Raw genomic sequence first — 16,823 nt, 5'->3', positions numbered from 1 at the left:
TGATAAGGAGGATATATATGAGTACGATTCCATATGTAATTGAACAAAGCAACCGCGGTGAACGTTCGTATGATATTTATTCGAGACTTTTAAAAGACCGAATTATTTTAATTGGTGATGAAATCAATGATCATATTGCTAACAGCGTGGTCGCGCAGCTGCTGTTTCTTGCGGCAGATGATCCTAAAAAAGATATTTCACTTTATATTAACAGCCCCGGAGGTTCGACTTCAGCAGGGTTTGCGATTTATGATACGATGCAGTATATCAAGCCAGATGTTCAAACGATTTGCACGGGCATGGCCGCTTCTTTTGGCGCACTGCTTCTCCTAGCAGGAGCAAAAGGAAAGCGCTATGCACTTCCGAACAGTGAAGTTATGATTCATCAGCCGCTAGGAGGGGCTAGAGGGCAGGCGACTGAAATTGAAATTAGCGCCCGGCGAATTTTAAAATTGAAGCAGCATATTAATGAAATCATATCAACACGAACGGGGCAGCCGGTTGAAAAAGTGGCACATGATACGGAACGAGATTATTTTATGAGTGCTGAAGAAGCAAAAACTTACGGAATTATTGACGGTATTCTGTTGCCGAAATAAAGGTATAATAAGGAAGCATAGACAGCAGTGTCTATGCTTCCTTTCTATAAAAATAAGAAAAAAGACCTTATTATTATCTTTATTTTTCTTGAAAAGGTAGGTAATATATAAAATATAACAGATTTTAGAAAGAAGGTTTTACACATGCAAGAAGTGATTGGAGTAGAGCAGCGGTCTCTGTTTCAAAAAGTATTAGTAACATTTATTTTTTCGTTATTTATTTCAACAGTTGGCTTATATGTAGGTCAATATGTGCCTCCGGCTTATTTCCTTCCGTTAGCGATTGCTGAGCTTGTGATGCTGGTTGCGGCATTTATGTTACGAAAGAAAAAAAGCGTAGGATACGGTTTTACATATGCGTTTTCATTTATATCAGGCATCACGCTCTTTCCAATTGTTAGCCACTATGCGTCAGTAGCGGGAGCACAAGTCGTTCTTTATGCGTTTGGAAGCACGTTCGTTATTTTTACGGTGATGGGTGTAATTGGCGCAAAAACGAAAAAAGATTTAGGGTTTTTAGGCAGCTTTTTATTAGTAGCGCTGTTAGCATTAGTCTGTATCAGCATTTTCTCGTTGTTTAGTCCATTAACAACGCCTGGACTCATGGCATTCTCAGTGATTGGTACCATCGTTTTCTCACTTTACGTGCTGTATGATTTTAACAAAATGAAGCACGGTGAAATCACAGAAGAGCTTGTTCCACTGCTGGCACTATCTCTTTATTTAGACTTTATTAATCTATTCATCAACTTGCTTCGCTTTTTTGGTATTTTAGGCAGCGATGATTAATAAGAAAGAGGCTGGGACAAAAGTGTTTTAGCTGAAGGAAGATCCGAACGATGAAGATTCTTGATGGAGAATCAACTTCGTTCGGATTTTTTATTGGTAGGATGAGCGTAGATTTCATCTATTTAGCTGCTTCTAGCTGTTGAGTGGAGGGCAAGGCGGAGACTCCTGCGGAGAAAGCGGAACAGGTGAGACCCCGCAGAAGCGGAAGCGACGAGGAGGCTTACCGGCCGCCCGCGGAAAGCGAAGCCTTGCACGGAAATCAGCAGCGGTGTAATAAGTAGTACAGCTCATGTATCCAACCTGTTGATCTTTAGATGGGATTGATGTAGTTATGTTACAATCTCTTTTTTGTTTTAGTTATTCTCCGCCGTCCCCATCTCCATCTCCATCCTCTGTTTTTTCATAGTTTGGTCCGGTAGCGTAAGGATCTTTAAAAAACTTTTCAAGCCACGTGGAACTTGTAGCGACCGCGCCGTTTTTAGCGTGAATAAATTCACTGATTGTATATATTTCAACGACTTGCTTTCGATATTTCCGAAATAAAAATGCGCTGGCAACGACGCCAATGCTGATGATTATATACGTATTCATGAAATCCTCCTTATAAAAGGGTTAGTGTTATGTATGCCAGATAAGAAAAGGATATGCGAATCTAAAACAAGTTCGTTTAGTGGTGCGGGTCTTTGGAAAAGTGGTAGTATAGAGCTGGTACATAGAGAACGTAAACTTTTTTGGAAGGATGCATGTTAGTGGTGAATTTTAAAGAGTTTTTTACTATTTCTTCGTATGAAGTAATGGAGCATTTGAGTCGAAAAGAAAACGGAAAGAATATAGATGAATACGAAGTGATGTTATATAACGAAAACGTTAGTCAAACAGAAAATGTGATGATTAAGTTTAAAAAGGTGAGCGATGAAATAGCAGTGGAAAAGGTCCAAACGTTCTCTTACTTTGATCAACAGAGTCCCAAACATCCCTGTAAGATTTGCGGCAGTGAAGTGATGGTAAAAGAGAACAGCACTGAAGAACTAAATGTTTACGCACATAATTGTTCATTTAACTATGAAGAAATAGAGTGCTGTTTAGAAGAACTAGTACAAAATGAACTTTTACAGGATAGATTTACTCAAGAAGAATTTGACCGGAACTATGGAGTTAACTATCGTGATGACGCTAACCAGCAATATAGCTTTTACGATGCCCAGCAAAGAGATACTTTCTACACCATCTTTAACGATAGTGTTTATCACACCTCTTACGCAGGACCACAAGAGCTCCGCTGCAAGTTTTGCGGGATGGATGAAGAGCTGCTTGTTGTAGACGGAGCCTTCTACCAAAAGTGCACAGTGCTAACTCCACATACAAATCAAATTATTAATATGATTGAAGCAAGAAAACAAAACGAACCAGACGTAACAAAACGTTGAGGAGAGAAAAGGGGACGAAGTCTCAGAAGAACATAAAAAAAGAAGCTTCCTTTTGAGCGAAAGGAAGCTTATCAAGTTTGTACCTATAGGGTTGAGTGGTGCATAATTAAATAGCTACCGGAATAACCGATGAATCATTAAAGTAAACAACTTCTGAAAGAATGGTGCAGCCTTTCAGGTTTTTGAGCTGAGAAAGGGCTTCTTCTTTGCTATCAAACTCGTACATTCTCATTTCACCTTTTCCTACATAACACGTAATTACATACATTTTAGAAGTACCTCCACCTATCATTTATCAATTTATTAATAAAGAGCCATAACGGCTTTTATTCCTATTAAAATAGCGATAGTGCGCCTGTGACAATAGCAAGGACAATGAGAACAAGAGACGTTAAAATGGCCCATTTAAATGCAAATCGCTGATGTTCACCAAGATCAACACCTACCATACCTACAAGTAAGAAAGTAGACGCAACGAGCGGGCTTAACAGATGAACAGGTTGTCCGAGCACTGAAGCTCGCGCAATTTCCATCGGATCAATTCCGTAAGAAGCAGCTGTTTCAGCGAATATTGGTAAAACACCGAAGTAATAAGCGTCGTTACTCATCACGAATGTAAACGGCATGCTTGTTAAAGCAACGATCGTCGGTAAAAATGAACCGAGTGAATCAGGAACTAAATGAATTAACAGGCTTGCCATTTCATCAACCATTTTAGTGCCGGATAGTATTCCTGTAAAAATACCGGCTGCAAAAACAAGTGCTGCCACGGTCAGTGCGTTGCCTGCATGAGCCATTAAACGTTCTTTTTGATCCTCAAGTTTTGGATAGTTAATCATAAGAGCAAGCGCAAAGCCAATCATAAATAAAACAGAAACTGACCAAATGCCTGAAACCAATACGACCATGAGTGCAATGGTTAAAGCTAAGTTGATCCAGATTTTTTTAGGCTGTGTAATATCTTCTTGAGAAGTTAAAGATGCGTCTTCAGCAAACGCAAGCGAGCTTTTTAATTCAAACTGCTCGATGTCAATAGCACCAAGTCGTCTGCGCTCTTTTTTTCCAAGAATATAGCCTGTAAAAACAACCCACAAAGCTCCGCCAATTAGCGTTGGAAGAAGTGGAATAAAGAACTCTGATGCATCAAGGTGAAGGGCGACAATCGCACGAGTAGCCGGGCCTCCCCAAGGCGTCATGCTGCTCATAATACTAAGAGAAAGCATCGCAACTGTCGTTAACACTAACGGACTCATATTCAGGCGTTTATAAAGTGGAAGAAGAGCAGAAACCGTAATCATATAAGTGGTTGTACCGTCTCCGTCTAGTGCAACTAAAAGCGATAGAAGAGCCGTTCCGATGACGATTTTAAGCGGATCGCCTTTTACGATTTTTAACAGCTGCTTAATTAATGGATTAAACAGTCCGGCATCAATCATAACCCCAAAATATAAGATGGCGAACAGCAGCATCGCAGCTGACGGAGCTACTTGTTTTAGACCTTCTAGCATCATGTCTCCGACGCCTTTGCCAAACCCTCCAATCACTGCAAAAAGAAGTGGAATGACCATTAAAGCTACGATAGGAGACATCCTTTTTGACATAATGAGATACGTAAAGACAATAATCATTGTAAAACCTAGTAGTGCTAGCATTCAAACAACCTCCTTTATTTTCCCTCTTTTCTCTGAAAGCGTTTTCTTTTAGAGTAAAAAAACGTGACTAACACCTCTCATCCCCATGTATGAGTCGTAGTTTGATTATTAAGAATTTTTAAAGCCGCTCTTTACTCCCGCTGATGTTTCTTGTTTTCATGTTAGTACATTTTTAAAAATAAAGGAAATATAGGTTTTTTTAGAAAGTTCATAAAAAATTTTTATAATGGTAGTCTAGAAAAAAGCTTGGTCTAAAAGAGAGATTCTTCCAAGACGCAAACTTTTTAGCTTTGGCTTTATTTTTCACTTAGCTTTAAAAAGTCAATAAACGCTTTCACGACCGATAGATTCAAGTAAGAAGGATCATACATGAGCCACGTGTTTCGAAGCAAAGGTGATTCATCTCGGTACGAAAGTCCGTATGTATATAAGTTGTCGCTGGAGTGAAGGCAAATTTCAGGTAAAATGGCAAAGCCTAAATCATTTTTGACCATTTCTTTGGCTGTTTCTTGCCGGTCAACTTCCATTGCCACAAACGGAGGTTCTGAAAACTTGTCATGCCACCAGTCTTGAATGAGATCTTTTAGCGACGTATCGGTTTTATAGTTAATATAAGGCAGGTTCGGCAAGTCATCGATCGCAATTTCTTTTTTCGAAATTAAGCATAGCCGTTCTTTCGTCAGCAGTGATTTCTCTCCGTTCCACGGGTAATTGCCTCGTAAAATGCCAACGTGCACACGCGAAGAGTCTAATAGATTCATAACTTGCGTACTCCAGCCCGTATTGACGCTGAACTGTACATTTGGGTAGTGAAGAGAGAACTGTTTTAAAATTTTAGGAAGCTTATGCTGTGCAAAGTTACTCGATACCCCTAAGCGAAGCGTTCCCGTAACGGTTTCGCTCATATTACGCATGCTGTCTTTTGTTTCCTGCAGCTGCTTCCACATATTTTCCGCATAGCGAACAAGATGCTCACCTTCAGATGTAAACTCAATTCCTTTTTTCGTTTTGAAAAAAAGCGACACGCCAAATTCTTCCTCAAGATTTTTAAGGCGGTAGCTTAAAGAAGGCTGCGATACGTAGAGCCTTTCAGCCGTTCGCGTAATGTTCTTTTCTTCGTGAAGAGTTTTAATTAATATCCAATCTTTTTGATCCATCCCGATTCCCCCTTGTATTTAGATTATAAAAAAATTTTTAAAAAGACAATAAATTTTATGTATTTTACTTATGACCACCTCTATTATACGATAAATGGCAAATGAACCGGTTCTAAATAGTAAAAAAATAAAATGGTTTGATGAACGCCTCGGCGTTTGTTAGTAGGGGAGAAAGGTGATTAATATGACGCGTATTCCTGTAACGGTTATGAGAGGTGGAACAAGTAAAGGGGTTTTTATCAATCATGAAGAAATGCCTGTGAACAAATCGGATTGGGAACCGTTTTTGCTAGATATAATGGGAAGTCCGGATCAACGTCAAATTGACGGACTCGGCGGAGCTAATTCGCTGACAAGTAAAATCGCGATTATAAAAAAATCAGATTTAGAGAAAGCTGACGTAGATTACACGTTTGCGCAGGTTAGCATCAGCGAATCTCTCGTTGATTTTAAAGGAAACTGCGGCAATATCTCTTCAGCGGTCGGACCTTATGCAATCGAACAAGGACTTGTACAAGCTGTGGAACCGGTGACTAAAGTGCGGATCTATAATACAAATACCAAAAAAGTAATCGTAGCGGAAGTAGAAGTAGAAAACGGGAAAGTGAAAACAGAAGGATCCTGTATGATTCCTGGAGTGCCAGGTACGGGTTCACCCATTTATCTTTCGTTTGAAAACGGAGAAGGAGCCGTTACTGGAAAACTGCTTCCAACCGGGAACGCTATCGATCTTCTGCAAACATCCATTGGGACGATAAAAGCATCAATTGTTGATGTAGGAAATCCGCTTGTATTTGTTAAAGCAGAGGATATTGGCCTAAAGGGAGCAGAACTTCCGCATGAATACACGGACAAACAGCTGAAGCTATTTGAAGAAATTCGCTCCATTGCAGCGGAAAAAGCGGGGCTCGCACCTCAAGACAAAGCAACTAAACTATCACCAGCGGTTCCAAAAATGACGATTATTTCTCCTCCTATGGACCATCGCGACGGGACTGGCAGAGAAAAAGCTGCTTCTCAAATGGACGTATTAATCCGTATGATGTCGATGCAAAAACCACATCAAACGCTTGCGATTACAGGAGCAATTTGTACAACGGCGGCTATCTATACAAAAGGCACACTTCCGTCAGAAATGGTTCAATTAAAAGGCGATACCGTTCGACTTGCTCATCCAATGGGAATTATGGAAACCAGTGTGGATCTAAAAGGTGGACAGGTTAACGGAATCAAAGTAGTGCGTACAGCCCGTCTTATTTTTGAAGGATTTGTTTATACAAAGCATACGTATGATGTATGTTTATCAAGTTAATAATGTTCTCTAAAAAAAGCTCTTTCTAGGAAACTAGGAAGAGCTTTTTTATGTTAGAATATTTTTACTGAATATTGAAAAAGTTGGTGGAGGTATGAAAAAAAGAACGTATATTGATCTAAGCCACATCATTGAAGACGGAGTTATCACACATAAAGGCTTGCCGGCACCGATCATTTGCGACTATTTAAGCCGAGAAGAGTCTAGAAAGCTTTATGAATCAGGCACTGAATTTCAAATCGGTAAAATTGAAATGGTCACGAATACCGGTACGTATATTGATGTGCCGTTTCACAGATACAAAGACGGAGCGGATTTAGCTCAAACGGCTATTGATAAAACAGCCGGGTTAGAAGGAATAGTCGTTTCAGTTGATCCGACTTTAAAAGCGATTGATGAATCTCATTTTCAACATGTAGATGTAAAAGACAAAGCGGTATTAATTCATACAGGATGGGATCGCTACTGGAATACAGACGATTATTTAGAAAATCATCCATACTTAACAGAAAGCGCGGCAGCTTATTTAGTGTCTCAACAGCCCGCTCTTGTTGGAATTGATTCGATGAATATTGATGATACAAAAGGAAAAGCAAGACCAGCTCATACGCTGCTGTTAGGGGCGGACATTGTGATTGCTGAGCACTTATGTCACTTAGATCAACTAACGGCGAAGTCCTTTTTATTTTACGCCGTGCCTCCTAAAATAAAAGGAGTTGGAACGTTTCCGGTAAGAGCATTTGCGGAGGTAGAAAGAAAATGATCCAGTTACATAGATATAGAGAAGTGCAGGAATTTAAAAACCAAGTAGAGCCGCTTTTATCAAAGAATGAAGTTCTTCATAACTTAGCGCTCGGCATTTTACACAGCTTGCAGGAAAACAGCAAACCAAATTTTATGGGTGTTATTTTAAAAGACAGCCGTGCTGCGCTTGTGTTGCTGCAAACCCATCCTAAGCAAATCATACTGTCTCACATACAGAAGCTAACGGAGGGTGAACTAAGCGAAGCGGCAGAGCTGCTACAAGAAATCGATATACCGGGCTTAGTTGGAGAAAGACAAATGGTTTTATATCTTTCTCAAAAGCTAGCAGATTTAAAAAATCAAGAAGCTTCTTTAAAAATGGATCAGCGCATTTATCGGTTAGACAAAGTAAAAAAAGCAGCGGATGCTGACGGAGTGCTGGTAAAAGCAAGCTTGGAGCATCTTCCGCTCGTGACAGAATGGATTTGGGAGTTTATGGGCGTCATTGGAGAGCCTGTATCAAAAGAACAAGCTGCCAAAACAGGAGAAGCTTTTATTAAAGCAGGAAGGTTATTCCTATGGGAAGTGAATGGCAAGTATGTGTCGATTGCCAATGCTACGCGTCCAACGGCCCATAACATTACGATTAACTATGTGTACACACCTCTTGAAGAACGTAAAAAAGGCTATGCCTCAAGCTGTGTATCCACGCTTTCTCAGCTTATGCTAGACGAAGGATTTCAAACAACAAGTTTATACACAGATATGACAAATCCTACGTCTAACAAGATTTATATGGAGATTGGGTATGAACACGTAGCGGATTCAGCATTGGTTTTATTTCATGAAAAAAAGTAGCAGACAGCCTGCTACTTTTTCTATTACTTAAGGTTTTTTAACTAAATTAACGTGATTTAACGTTTTGCTATCATCAAAAATGAATTCAAGATCATAGGCGCCGGCGTGATAGGTGTACTTCGTTTGAGTAGTACCATCACCTTTTACTTTGCCTATAAAGTTCGGCTGACCTAATTCTTTCTTTAAGTTAGCTTGGGTGATGGAGCCTAGATTTGTTTGACGCTCTACATTTGTACCAAAATAGCGGATTTCGTTAATGATGTTATTTTGATCATAGCCAAATGCGTATCCAGGGTGACCCATTTCCGCGTGATAGTAGTCAAAGTTGTTTGATGAACCTTCAGGCGGGGGACCGAACTGATCGCGAACGTCTTGACGCAGTGTTTTGCCAATTTTGAAGTCTGCCGTTAAGCGTGGCACTTCACCTTTTACTGCGGCGTTGTAAATTTCATTAATGTTTTTTACAGCTGTTTGACTTTGACTGCTTGTTTCTTGAGATGTAGCTGCATGTGCTGGTGTATCAAGCTGAGCGACAGGAGCAAATCCAAACGCAGCAATTCCTGTAATCGTTGCAGCCGCCGCTGCTTTTGATAGTCGTTGTTTCATTTTCATGATTTTTTCCTCCTATATATAACGATTTAGCAACCTCAGTCTACCTAAAAGAGCAGGTAGGCCAGAATAGTCAAGGAGTCTTAGTTGAGTTGGTAACTGATATATATAATGTAACACGTCTTTTAAAATGTAAACGTCAGGTAAAGTAAAAAGCAAAAAACGATTCATTTATCATAGGTTAAAAGATTGGTTTATATTCCTTTATTAGGTAAAAAACGTAATATAGAGAGGGTTCTAATGTTTTATAAAAAACTAGATAATAATTGTAAGTATGATACAATAAATCAAGTATTTGTTAAAAATACAATATTTATTTCTGGGGTTTTGATGTATGGAAAAAAATTTGATGAGAGGTACGCTTTTGTTAACAGCGTCTTCTTTGCTAACAAAAATTTTAGGTTTTATTTATATTATTCCGTTTACGGCCTTGGTGGGAACGTCAGGATACGCGCTTTATAAGTATGCATACGGTCCATACACCTTGATGCTAAGCTTGTCGACGATGGGTCTTCCGCTTGCTGTTTCAAAGTATATATCAAAATATAACGGTCTTGGAAACTACCGTGCTGGACAAGATCTATTAAAAGCAGGACTTCTATTAATGACGATAACGGGCATCATAGGCTTCTTAGTCCTCTATACGATGGCGCCGTGGCTTTCTGAGCTAGTGATTAACGGAAAAGATTCCTCAGGAAATAGTCAAAAAGACGTAGTATACGTGATTCGAATGGTGAGCTTTGCTTTAATTATTATCCCGCCTATGAGTCTACTACGAGGCTACTTTCAAGGTAACCAGTCCATGGGACCATCCGCGCTAAGTACAATTATTGAACAAATAGTGCGCGTGCTGTTTATTTTAGCAGGAGCATACGCTGTTATTCACCTTTTTCATAGCACGATGACAAAAGCTGTTGGAATCGGTACGTTTGGAGCGTTTATTGGAGGCGTAGGGGGTATAGGAATTCTCGGTGCGACTTATCTAAAACGCAAGCGGCTGATTATGAAGGAAGTAAACAGCGGAAAGAATAATAAATTCATTTCGTTCTCTTCAATGTTCAAAGAGCTTGTGACGTACGCTGTTCCGTTTGTCTTAGTTGGTTTAGCGATTCCAATCTATCAAAATATTGATACGTTTACGATTAACATCCTTTTTCAATCAATAGGGTATGGACAAGCTAAAGCCGAAATAATCAACTCTGTCATTGGATTAGCTCAGATTTTAGTGATGGTGCCGATATCGCTAGCCACCGCCTTCAGCATGTCGCTGATTCCCGGCATTACATCTTCTTTTGTGCAGGGAAATTTACGAGAAGTAAAAGGAAAGATTACAAAAACGCTGCAACTGCTGTTATTTTTTACTCTTCCTGCTGCTGTGGGGCTTTGTTTATTAGGCAAGCCGGTATATATGATGATTTTTGGAGCAAAAAACAGTCCTGAAATCGGTGGAGTTGTTTTACAATGGTACGCGCCTGCTGCCGTTTTATTTGCTCTTTTTACAGTAACAGCCGCAATTCTCCAAGGAATTAATCAGCAAAAGAAGCTAATTTTAGGCTTGGGCTTAGGAATTGTTGTGAAGCTAGTATTAAACGTACTGTTGGTTTCAAGCTTAAAAGAAATTGGACCGGTTGTCGCGACTTACGGAGGGTATGGTGTATCGGTTATATATAACTTTTATTTAATTGAAAAATCCATTTCTTACCGAGTTCAATCACTGGGACAAGCTGCGTTGACACCTGTTTTATTAGTAAGTGTGATGTCAGCCGCTGTGATTATCGGCAATTATACTTCTCACTATTTTTTAGAAAATAAGCTGTCTGCATCTTCACTTGCAATTAGTACATCTTGTATTTCAATTGCTTTAGGTGCTGCCGTGTATCTAGGACTTGGCGTAAAAACAAGTTTAGGGCAATCCATTGTATTAAATAGAAGAAAAAGAATGTAAAGGAGAGAAAGTAGTGTCAAAACGATTTGTACTAACCGTAGCGGCTGGAGGATGTATAATAATTTCCGGCGCGCTGCTGCTATTAAATTGGGAAAGAGTGTTTGGAGATTATCGTCCCATTCAAACAGCAACAGCTGTATTCAAGTTAGAAGTGGGAAGTCAAGATGTAGCAAACACTACGGATTCAGATGATGCTCTTCACTATATGGTTAAAAAAGGGCATTTAGATGAATATATTCAACTGATGAATGAAAAAGGCTATGTGTTAAAAGAAAAAGATATTAATCATAACCGACTTGTTTTTAACGATGGACAAGAGGATGAGCAAATTTACTACAAGCGCTTTGCTAGGAAGTATACGATGATTGATAGAGAAGGGTAAAAGCATTCACTGAGAATAACTACATACTAAAATCATTAAAAGAAAACACCACCTTGCGAATAAAAGGTGGTGTTTTTTAGTTAGGTTATCTTATCTTAGTTTCGCTCTTGTTATACCTGTTACGACCATACTAGTAATAAAAATAACTACAATTCCAATATTGGTCGGGGTATCAAAAAAGATTTTTGAAACCGCCAAAGCGATAATGAGTCCAATAGCTACTCCAGATAATTCTTTCATCAATTTCAACGTTAACACCTCTTAAAAAATATCGCTCAGGAAAAGTCTAACATTCTTGGTAAAGTGTTTTCAATCGATAGTGGATTAACAAAAGAGATGTAATAAAAGTGCTCTGCTACACATGATCCTTCTAGAAGACTAGCAGACTTACCATAAGCGCTTTGCTAGGAGGCATACGATGATTAATTTAGAAGGTTGATCTGTATTTTAGTAGACTAAAACCGTATAATCCTATCTGTTTTTAAAGTTTTTTTGCGTAAAAAAGAAAAATAATATTGACAATTGTTAAAAAACTATTAATATTGACTATATTACATAAAACAAATAGCTATTGTTTTCCTTATCAAGAGAGGTGGAGGGACTGGCCCTGTGAAACCCGGCAACCGCTGTCTATGACAGAATGGTGCCAAATCCTTAAGAACAGTATGTTCTTGAAGATGAGGAAGAGACGTTTGGTTAACGAGCTCTTCCTTTATATAAAGGAAGAGCTTTTTTTATATTATAGGGGGAGTAAGTTAAATGAAGAAGTTTCTTATTTTAGCCGTTGCGCTTGTACTACTCGTAACTGGCTGTCAGTCAAAAAGCACAAAAAGCAGCGGAAGTGAAGAGAAAGGAAAGAAGCGAATTGCTCTTGTTTTACCTGAAAAGATTGGAGTTAACCCGTTTTTTCAACAAATGGATGATGGAGCAAAACGCGCTGGAAAGAAGTATAACATTGATATAAAGACAATTGAATCCACGGACCAAGCAGCCATTGAAAGTAATTTGCGTGCTGCCGTAGCAGAAAATTATGATTTGATTATTACATCTTCTTTTGAATCCGAAGATGCGTTGAAAAAAGTAGCTCAAGAAAACCCGCAGCGTCAATTTGCGATTATTGATACAGTGGTCGATTTACCAAATGTAAGAAGCGTTGTATTCCGTGAACAAGAAGCTTCATATTTATTAGGAGCAGCAGCAGGATTGGTTACAAAAACGAATAAAGTAGGAATGGTTGCAGCAGATGATATTCCATTATTAAAAAAATGGACGGTAAGCTTTAAAGAAGGGTTACAATCAACAAATCCAAAAGCAGAGTTTCTAGTAAACTATGTTGGAAGCTTCTCTGATCCAGCTAAAGCAAAAGAGCTTGCTATTTTACAGGCTTCAAAAGGAGCTGACTTTATTGCCGGAGCTTCAGCGGTAGGCGACTTGGGTGTATTTGAAGCAGCAAAAGAAAAAGGTTTTTATACGGCTGGCCAAGATATTGACCGTACGGAAGTAGATCCTGAGCATATCGTTTTATCGCAGTTAAAAGGATCTGATGCGGCTGCTTATGAAACGGTAGAAGCACTCGCAAATGACAAATTTAAATCGGGCGTAGTAACATACGGCTTAAAAGAAAAAGGTGTTGGGTTAACGTATGTGACTCAAGACAGCAAGACACCTCTTAATGACTTTGTAGGGCAAGATGTAATTGATCAATTAAAAGAAATTAAAGATTCGATTATTGATGGAAAAACCGTAGTAAAAGATCCGTTAGCCAAGTGAGTTGAAAAGAGAAGTCGAGTAAGGCTGGCTTCTCTTTCTTATTTTTGAAAAAATCCTAAAGTGGAAAGGAGCAATGAATGGAATGAGTGAGCTGCTGCAGTTAACGAATTTGACGAAAAAATACGGTTCGTTTTTAGCGAATGATAACGTGTCTTTTACACTGAAAAAAGGCGAGGTTCACGCGCTGGTTGGAGAAAATGGCGCTGGAAAAACGACGTTAATGAGGATGCTTTACGGAATGGAAAAGCCGAGTTCAGGAAGTATTCAGCTACATGGGAAAACCGTCTCGTTTTCATCTCCTGCAGATGCCATTAAAAACGGAATAGGCATGGTGCATCAGCATTTTATGGTTTTTCCTCATTTTACAGTGGCTGAAAACATTGTCTTGGGGCATGAGCCAAAGAAAGGCCTCTTTTTTAATAGAAGGCAGGCGAAAGCAGATGTACAGAAATTAACCGAAACGTATCAAATTTCAGTAGATGTTCATAAAAAAGTAAAGCATTGCTCGATTGGAGAACAGCAAAAAATTGAAATTTTAAAAGTGCTGTATCAAGGAGCAGAAATCATTATTTTAGACGAGCCTACCGCCGTTCTTACTCCTCATGAAGTGAAGGAACTATTAAAAACAATCCGTTTTTTAGCTTCTCAAGGTAAAAGTATCGTTATTATTACACATAAGCTGCAAGAAGTGATGGAAGTAGCGGACCGCATTACGGTTCTTCGAAATGGTAAAGTAGTCGGCGTCACAAGTAAAGAAGATACCAATGCTCACCACCTAGCCAGGCTGATGGTAGGGCGAGAATTAAAAGAGCGTCCTGCAAGAATACCATCACAAGGTACCTCTCATTTAAACGTACAAAATCTCTTTTTAAAAGGAAAAGGACAAAAAAACGTATTGCAAAATGTGTCTCTTCACGTTTCTGCAGGCGAAATTGTCGGTATTGCAGGCGTGTCGGGAAATGGACAATCAGAGCTGCTTCAAGCCATTGCTGGATTAATAGAAACAGATAGTGGCAGTATCAAACTTGGCGATGAGCACCTTACAGGGCGATCTGTGCGTGAAAGAAGAGAAGCAGGCATCGCTCATATTCCAGAAGACCGCTATATGTGGGGAGCCTCCAAAGACGATACGATTGAAGAAAATGCACTGATGGGCTATCAGTATAAACCTTCATTTTCAAAAATGGGCTGGTTAAAAAGAAAGATATTCAGTTCTAGTGTGAATGAATGGATAAACGAATTTTCGATTAAAGCCACTTCATCTAAGCAAAAAGCAGGAGAGCTGTCAGGGGGAAATCTGCAAAAATTGATTGTTGCCAGAGAGCTTGGGCAAAACACTTCTTTTCTACTTGCTGCTGAACCAACGCGAGGAGTAGATATTGGGGCAATGGAACGTATTCATGATGCCTTGATTCAAAAACGGAATAATGGCTCCGCTATTTTACTTGTGTCTTCCGAACTGTCGGAGATTATCTCCCTATCAGATCGAATTTTAGTTATGTACGAAGGCAGCGTTGTCGGAGAGCTTACAAGGGAAGAAGCAACGGAAGAGAAACTAAGCATATTAATGGCAGGAGGAACGGTAGAAGGTGATACAGTTGCAGAAACTTCTTAAATCATTAATCCAGCCGGTTATTGCAGTCATTTTTGGCTTAGCAGTAGGAGGCATTATTATTTCCTTAACTGGTGGTTCGGTTCTTCAAACATATACAGAGCTCTGGAATGGAGCGTTTGGTAATTTTTATTTCTTCACCACTACGCTGGCTCGCGCTACGCCTATTCTTTTAATTGCGTTAGGTGTCGGGTTTGCTTTTAGAGCAGGTGTGTTTAATTTAGGGGGAGAAGGACAGATGGTCGTTGGAGCGATTAGCGCAGCGATTGTCGCTTATTACCTGCCGGCTCCGGGGATAGTCAAGCTTATAGCGGCTATTGCAGCTGCCGTTGTGGCAGGAGGTTTGCTTTCTGTTTTAGCAGGCTGGATGGAAGCTGCGTTTAAAATTCAGCTCGTCATTTCAACACTTTTGTTAAATTATATCGCTGTTTTATTTGCAAGCTATTTAGCAGGCCATCCGTTTCAAGACAAAACAGGCTCAGCAGCTCTCGCTCAAACGCCTATGATTGAGCAATCGGCGTGGCTTGGAAAAGTGTTTCAAGGAATGCCTCTTCATATCGGGTTTATCATTGCTCTAGTAGGTGCGCTTCTGCTGTGGACGGTGCTTCGCTACTCTGTGTTTGGATACGAAGTGAACGCATCCGGAAAAAATTCGTTGTTCGGGGCGTATGGAGGTATTCATCAAGTAAAAGTCATGCTGCTTAGTATGTTTATTAGCGGGAGCTTGGCTGGATTAGCTGGAGGATTTGAAGTTCTTGGTTCACAGTACCGTTTTGTAGACGGTGCGCTCACTGTTCCTGGATATGCGTGGACTGGAGTGATGGCTGCCTTGTTAGCAAACTCGAATCCGATCGGCATTGTTTTTACGTCTCTGTTACTTGCCGCTTTGCAAACAGGAGCGATGGGGCTGGAGCGTAATACAGAAATTCCGTTAGAAATTGCGAGTATTATGCAAGCTGTGCTTATTCTATTTATCTCAGCAAAATTCACAAAGCAGTGGTGGAGAGCAAAAAAGAAAGGAGCTGATATTCGTGGAGCTGCTTGATTGGTCACTGTTAAATGCAACGTTGCGAATGGTTGCACCGATTTTATTAGCGGCGCTGGGCGGAATGCTTTGCGCGCGCGTAGGCATATTTAATGTAGGGCTAGAAGGTCTGATTTTGATTGGAGCTTTTAGCGGGATTGCCGGTAACTATTATACTCATAATGTCTTTTTTGCGATCATGATTGCAGCTGGAGCAAGCTTACTTTTTGCTTTGCTGTTTGGAATGATGATCGTGGTGTTTAAAGCGAACGAAATTGTTGTTGGGGTCTCCATTAATTTTTTAGCACTAGGCTTAACGACCTTTTTACTCCGGACAATTTTTCATACAAAAGGTGCTTATTACGATAAAAACATGCACGGAATAGGCACATGGGATATTCCTTTGATCAAAGACATACCTGTAATCGGCGACATTATTTCAGGACAGTCGCCGCTTGTCTATTTTGCTTTTATAGCAGCTATTGCTTTTTATATCTTCTTTTATCGAACGATTTTCGGTTTTCGGCTCCTAGCAGTAGGCTACAATCAAGTAGCAGCAAGTACGCTTGGCTTAAAAGCAATCAGATATCAGCTGTTTGCGATTGCAGCATGCGGAATTCTGTGTGGGATTGCCGGAGCACAGCTTTCATTAGGACAAGTGACGATGTTCTCAGAAGGTATGACTTCAGGGCGTGGATTTATTGCACTTGTTGCGATGATGCTCGGTCAGTCTCATCCGCTCGGTATTTTAGCATCAAGTATACTTTTTGGCTTAATGGATGCGGTGAGCACACGACTGCAAGGTTTTTCAATACCGACCGAGTTTACGATGATGGTCCCTTACGTGCTGACATTAGCGGCGATGTTTTTCTTGCGGGATAAAGGCGTCGAAACGAATCAAACAAGTCAGCAAAGTGCACGCTGATAAAAAAATAAAGAGGTG

At 39.9% G+C, this 16,823-nt stretch carries 19 protein-coding genes and 1 riboswitch; of the genes, 13 read left to right on the top strand and 6 right to left on the bottom strand.

What is annotated here, in order from left to right; genetic code table 11:
- Nucleotides 1–17: 17 nt before the first annotated feature.
- The 3 genes from clpP (at nucleotide 18) to AC3WJG_RS03050 (ending at nucleotide 1,662) form a co-directional block, all read left to right on the top strand.
- Nucleotides 18–599: an ATP-dependent Clp endopeptidase proteolytic subunit ClpP gene (gene clpP, locus AC3WJG_RS03060; RefSeq protein ID WP_043978569.1), complete on the top strand. Its 582-nt coding sequence runs from the start codon at nucleotides 18–20 to the stop codon at nucleotides 597–599.
- A 144-nt stretch (nucleotides 600–743) separates the two neighbouring features.
- Nucleotides 744–1,388: a Bax inhibitor-1/YccA family protein gene (locus tag AC3WJG_RS03055; RefSeq protein ID WP_337134579.1), complete on the top strand. Its 645-nt coding sequence runs from the start codon at nucleotides 744–746 to the stop codon at nucleotides 1,386–1,388.
- A 139-nt stretch (nucleotides 1,389–1,527) separates the two neighbouring features.
- On the top strand, nucleotides 1,528–1,662 hold the full coding sequence (locus tag AC3WJG_RS03050) for a hypothetical protein (protein WP_337134580.1): 135 nt from the start codon (nucleotides 1,528–1,530) through the stop codon (nucleotides 1,660–1,662).
- Nucleotides 1,663–1,745: 83 nt separating this feature from the next.
- Here AC3WJG_RS03050 and AC3WJG_RS03045 read toward each other — a convergent pair whose 3' ends face one another.
- Nucleotides 1,746–1,979: a hypothetical protein gene (locus AC3WJG_RS03045; protein ID WP_337134581.1), complete on the bottom strand. Its 234-nt coding sequence runs from the start codon at nucleotides 1,977–1,979 to the stop codon at nucleotides 1,746–1,748.
- A 152-nt stretch (nucleotides 1,980–2,131) separates the two neighbouring features.
- Between AC3WJG_RS03045 and AC3WJG_RS03040 the strand changes: the two genes are divergently transcribed.
- Nucleotides 2,132–2,815 carry a hypothetical protein gene (locus AC3WJG_RS03040; protein WP_492587958.1) on the top strand — a complete coding sequence of 228 codons (684 nt, stop codon included), beginning with the start codon at nucleotides 2,132–2,134 and terminating at the stop codon, nucleotides 2,813–2,815.
- Between the two features lie 106 nt (nucleotides 2,816–2,921).
- Here AC3WJG_RS03040 and AC3WJG_RS03035 read toward each other — a convergent pair whose 3' ends face one another.
- The 3 genes from AC3WJG_RS03035 to AC3WJG_RS03025 form a co-directional block, all read right to left on the bottom strand.
- Nucleotides 2,922–3,083: a hypothetical protein gene (locus tag AC3WJG_RS03035; RefSeq protein WP_165575905.1), complete on the bottom strand. Its 162-nt coding sequence runs from the start codon at nucleotides 3,081–3,083 to the stop codon at nucleotides 2,922–2,924.
- 67 nt (nucleotides 3,084–3,150) lie between these two features.
- Nucleotides 3,151–4,467, bottom strand: coding sequence for a CitMHS family transporter (locus tag AC3WJG_RS03030; RefSeq protein ID WP_337134583.1), 1,317 nt, complete (start codon nucleotides 4,465–4,467; stop codon nucleotides 3,151–3,153).
- A 296-nt stretch (nucleotides 4,468–4,763) separates the two neighbouring features.
- Entirely contained in the window at nucleotides 4,764–5,624 is an 861-nt protein-coding gene (locus tag AC3WJG_RS03025; protein ID WP_025750019.1) for a LysR family transcriptional regulator, read from the bottom strand.
- Between the two features lie 184 nt (nucleotides 5,625–5,808).
- Here AC3WJG_RS03025 and AC3WJG_RS03020 point away from each other — a divergent pair, with 184 nt between their 5' ends.
- The 3 genes from AC3WJG_RS03020 to AC3WJG_RS03010 all read left to right on the top strand — a co-directional run bounded on the left by AC3WJG_RS03020 (nucleotide 5,809) and on the right by AC3WJG_RS03010 (nucleotide 8,538).
- Nucleotides 5,809–6,936 carry a 2-methylaconitate cis-trans isomerase PrpF family protein gene (locus AC3WJG_RS03020; RefSeq protein ID WP_098526185.1) on the top strand — a complete coding sequence of 376 codons (1,128 nt, stop codon included), beginning with the start codon at nucleotides 5,809–5,811 and terminating at the stop codon, nucleotides 6,934–6,936.
- Between the two features lie 94 nt (nucleotides 6,937–7,030).
- Entirely contained in the window at nucleotides 7,031–7,699 is a 669-nt protein-coding gene (locus AC3WJG_RS03015) for a cyclase family protein (RefSeq protein WP_098966649.1), read from the top strand.
- Nucleotides 7,696–8,538, top strand: a complete 843-nt coding sequence (locus AC3WJG_RS03010) for a GNAT family N-acetyltransferase (RefSeq protein ID WP_337134584.1) — start codon at nucleotides 7,696–7,698, stop codon at nucleotides 8,536–8,538. Before AC3WJG_RS03015 ends, AC3WJG_RS03010 begins: the two co-directional genes overlap by 4 nt.
- 27 nt (nucleotides 8,539–8,565) lie before the next feature.
- Here AC3WJG_RS03010 and AC3WJG_RS03005 read toward each other — a convergent pair whose 3' ends face one another.
- Nucleotides 8,566–9,150 carry a YjgB family protein gene (locus AC3WJG_RS03005; protein ID WP_217598248.1) on the bottom strand — a complete coding sequence of 195 codons (585 nt, stop codon included), beginning with the start codon at nucleotides 9,148–9,150 and terminating at the stop codon, nucleotides 8,566–8,568.
- A gap of 331 nt (nucleotides 9,151–9,481) precedes the next feature.
- Here AC3WJG_RS03005 and AC3WJG_RS03000 point away from each other — a divergent pair, with 331 nt between their 5' ends.
- Entirely contained in the window at nucleotides 9,482–11,092 is a 1,611-nt protein-coding gene (locus tag AC3WJG_RS03000) for a putative polysaccharide biosynthesis protein (RefSeq protein WP_492587956.1), read from the top strand.
- A 13-nt stretch (nucleotides 11,093–11,105) separates the two neighbouring features.
- A complete protein-coding gene (locus AC3WJG_RS02995; protein WP_337134585.1) occupies nucleotides 11,106–11,474 on the top strand; it encodes a hypothetical protein in 369 nt (122 codons plus the stop codon).
- Nucleotides 11,475–11,564: 90 nt separating this feature from the next.
- On the opposite strand, the gene AC3WJG_RS02990 is transcribed toward AC3WJG_RS02995, so the two are convergent.
- Nucleotides 11,565–11,723, bottom strand: coding sequence for a hypothetical protein (locus AC3WJG_RS02990; RefSeq protein WP_337134586.1), 159 nt, complete (start codon nucleotides 11,721–11,723; stop codon nucleotides 11,565–11,567).
- 328 nt (nucleotides 11,724–12,051) lie between these two features.
- A riboswitch (SAM riboswitch) is annotated at nucleotides 12,052–12,158 on the top strand.
- A 75-nt stretch (nucleotides 12,159–12,233) separates the two neighbouring features.
- Between AC3WJG_RS02990 and AC3WJG_RS02985 the strand changes: the two genes are divergently transcribed.
- From AC3WJG_RS02985 to AC3WJG_RS02970, 4 genes are all read left to right on the top strand, one after another.
- Nucleotides 12,234–13,244, top strand: a complete 1,011-nt coding sequence (locus AC3WJG_RS02985; RefSeq protein ID WP_028409815.1) for a BMP family lipoprotein — start codon at nucleotides 12,234–12,236, stop codon at nucleotides 13,242–13,244.
- A gap of 82 nt (nucleotides 13,245–13,326) precedes the next feature.
- Nucleotides 13,327–14,859, top strand: coding sequence for an ABC transporter ATP-binding protein (locus tag AC3WJG_RS02980; RefSeq protein ID WP_098526190.1), 1,533 nt, complete (start codon nucleotides 13,327–13,329; stop codon nucleotides 14,857–14,859).
- Nucleotides 14,834–15,901, top strand: a complete 1,068-nt coding sequence (locus AC3WJG_RS02975) for an ABC transporter permease (protein ID WP_328240125.1) — start codon at nucleotides 14,834–14,836, stop codon at nucleotides 15,899–15,901. Before AC3WJG_RS02980 ends, AC3WJG_RS02975 begins: the two co-directional genes overlap by 26 nt.
- Nucleotides 15,888–16,805 carry an ABC transporter permease gene (locus AC3WJG_RS02970; protein WP_328240126.1) on the top strand — a complete coding sequence of 306 codons (918 nt, stop codon included), beginning with the start codon at nucleotides 15,888–15,890 and terminating at the stop codon, nucleotides 16,803–16,805. Before AC3WJG_RS02975 ends, AC3WJG_RS02970 begins: the two co-directional genes overlap by 14 nt.
- The last annotated feature ends 18 nt before the right edge of the window (nucleotides 16,806–16,823 follow it).

It is taken from the genome of Priestia sp. FW507-14D1A (assembly GCF_058781295.1).
This window is presented reverse-complemented; position numbering and strand designations above follow the sequence as displayed.

Bases quoted from the DNA above. Each gene is read 5' to 3' on its own strand.
- AC3WJG_RS03040 (WP_492587958.1), top strand. From the start codon at position 2,132: ATGTTAGTGGTGAATTTTAAAGAGTTTTTTACTATTTCTTCGTATGAA.
- AC3WJG_RS03010 (WP_337134584.1), top strand. From the start codon at position 7,696: ATGATCCAGTTACATAGATATAGAGAAGTGCAGGAATTTAAAAACCAA.
- AC3WJG_RS03020 (WP_098526185.1), top strand. From the start codon at position 5,809: ATGACGCGTATTCCTGTAACGGTTATGAGAGGTGGAACAAGTAAAGGG.
- AC3WJG_RS02985 (WP_028409815.1), top strand. From the start codon at position 12,234: ATGAAGAAGTTTCTTATTTTAGCCGTTGCGCTTGTACTACTCGTAACT.
- AC3WJG_RS03055 (WP_337134579.1), top strand. From the start codon at position 744: ATGCAAGAAGTGATTGGAGTAGAGCAGCGGTCTCTGTTTCAAAAAGTA.
- AC3WJG_RS03000 (WP_492587956.1), top strand. From the start codon at position 9,482: ATGGAAAAAAATTTGATGAGAGGTACGCTTTTGTTAACAGCGTCTTCT.
- AC3WJG_RS03015 (WP_098966649.1), top strand. From the start codon at position 7,031: ATGAAAAAAAGAACGTATATTGATCTAAGCCACATCATTGAAGACGGA.
- AC3WJG_RS03045 (WP_337134581.1), bottom strand. From the start codon at position 1,979: ATGAATACGTATATAATCATCAGCATTGGCGTCGTTGCCAGCGCATTT.
- AC3WJG_RS02980 (WP_098526190.1), top strand. From the start codon at position 13,327: ATGAGTGAGCTGCTGCAGTTAACGAATTTGACGAAAAAATACGGTTCG.
- clpP (WP_043978569.1), top strand. From the start codon at position 18: ATGAGTACGATTCCATATGTAATTGAACAAAGCAACCGCGGTGAACGT.
- AC3WJG_RS03035 (WP_165575905.1), bottom strand. From the start codon at position 3,083: ATGTATGTAATTACGTGTTATGTAGGAAAAGGTGAAATGAGAATGTAC.
- AC3WJG_RS03030 (WP_337134583.1), bottom strand. From the start codon at position 4,467: ATGCTAGCACTACTAGGTTTTACAATGATTATTGTCTTTACGTATCTC.
- AC3WJG_RS03005 (WP_217598248.1), bottom strand. From the start codon at position 9,150: ATGAAAATGAAACAACGACTATCAAAAGCAGCGGCGGCTGCAACGATT.
- AC3WJG_RS03025 (WP_025750019.1), bottom strand. From the start codon at position 5,624: ATGGATCAAAAAGATTGGATATTAATTAAAACTCTTCACGAAGAAAAG.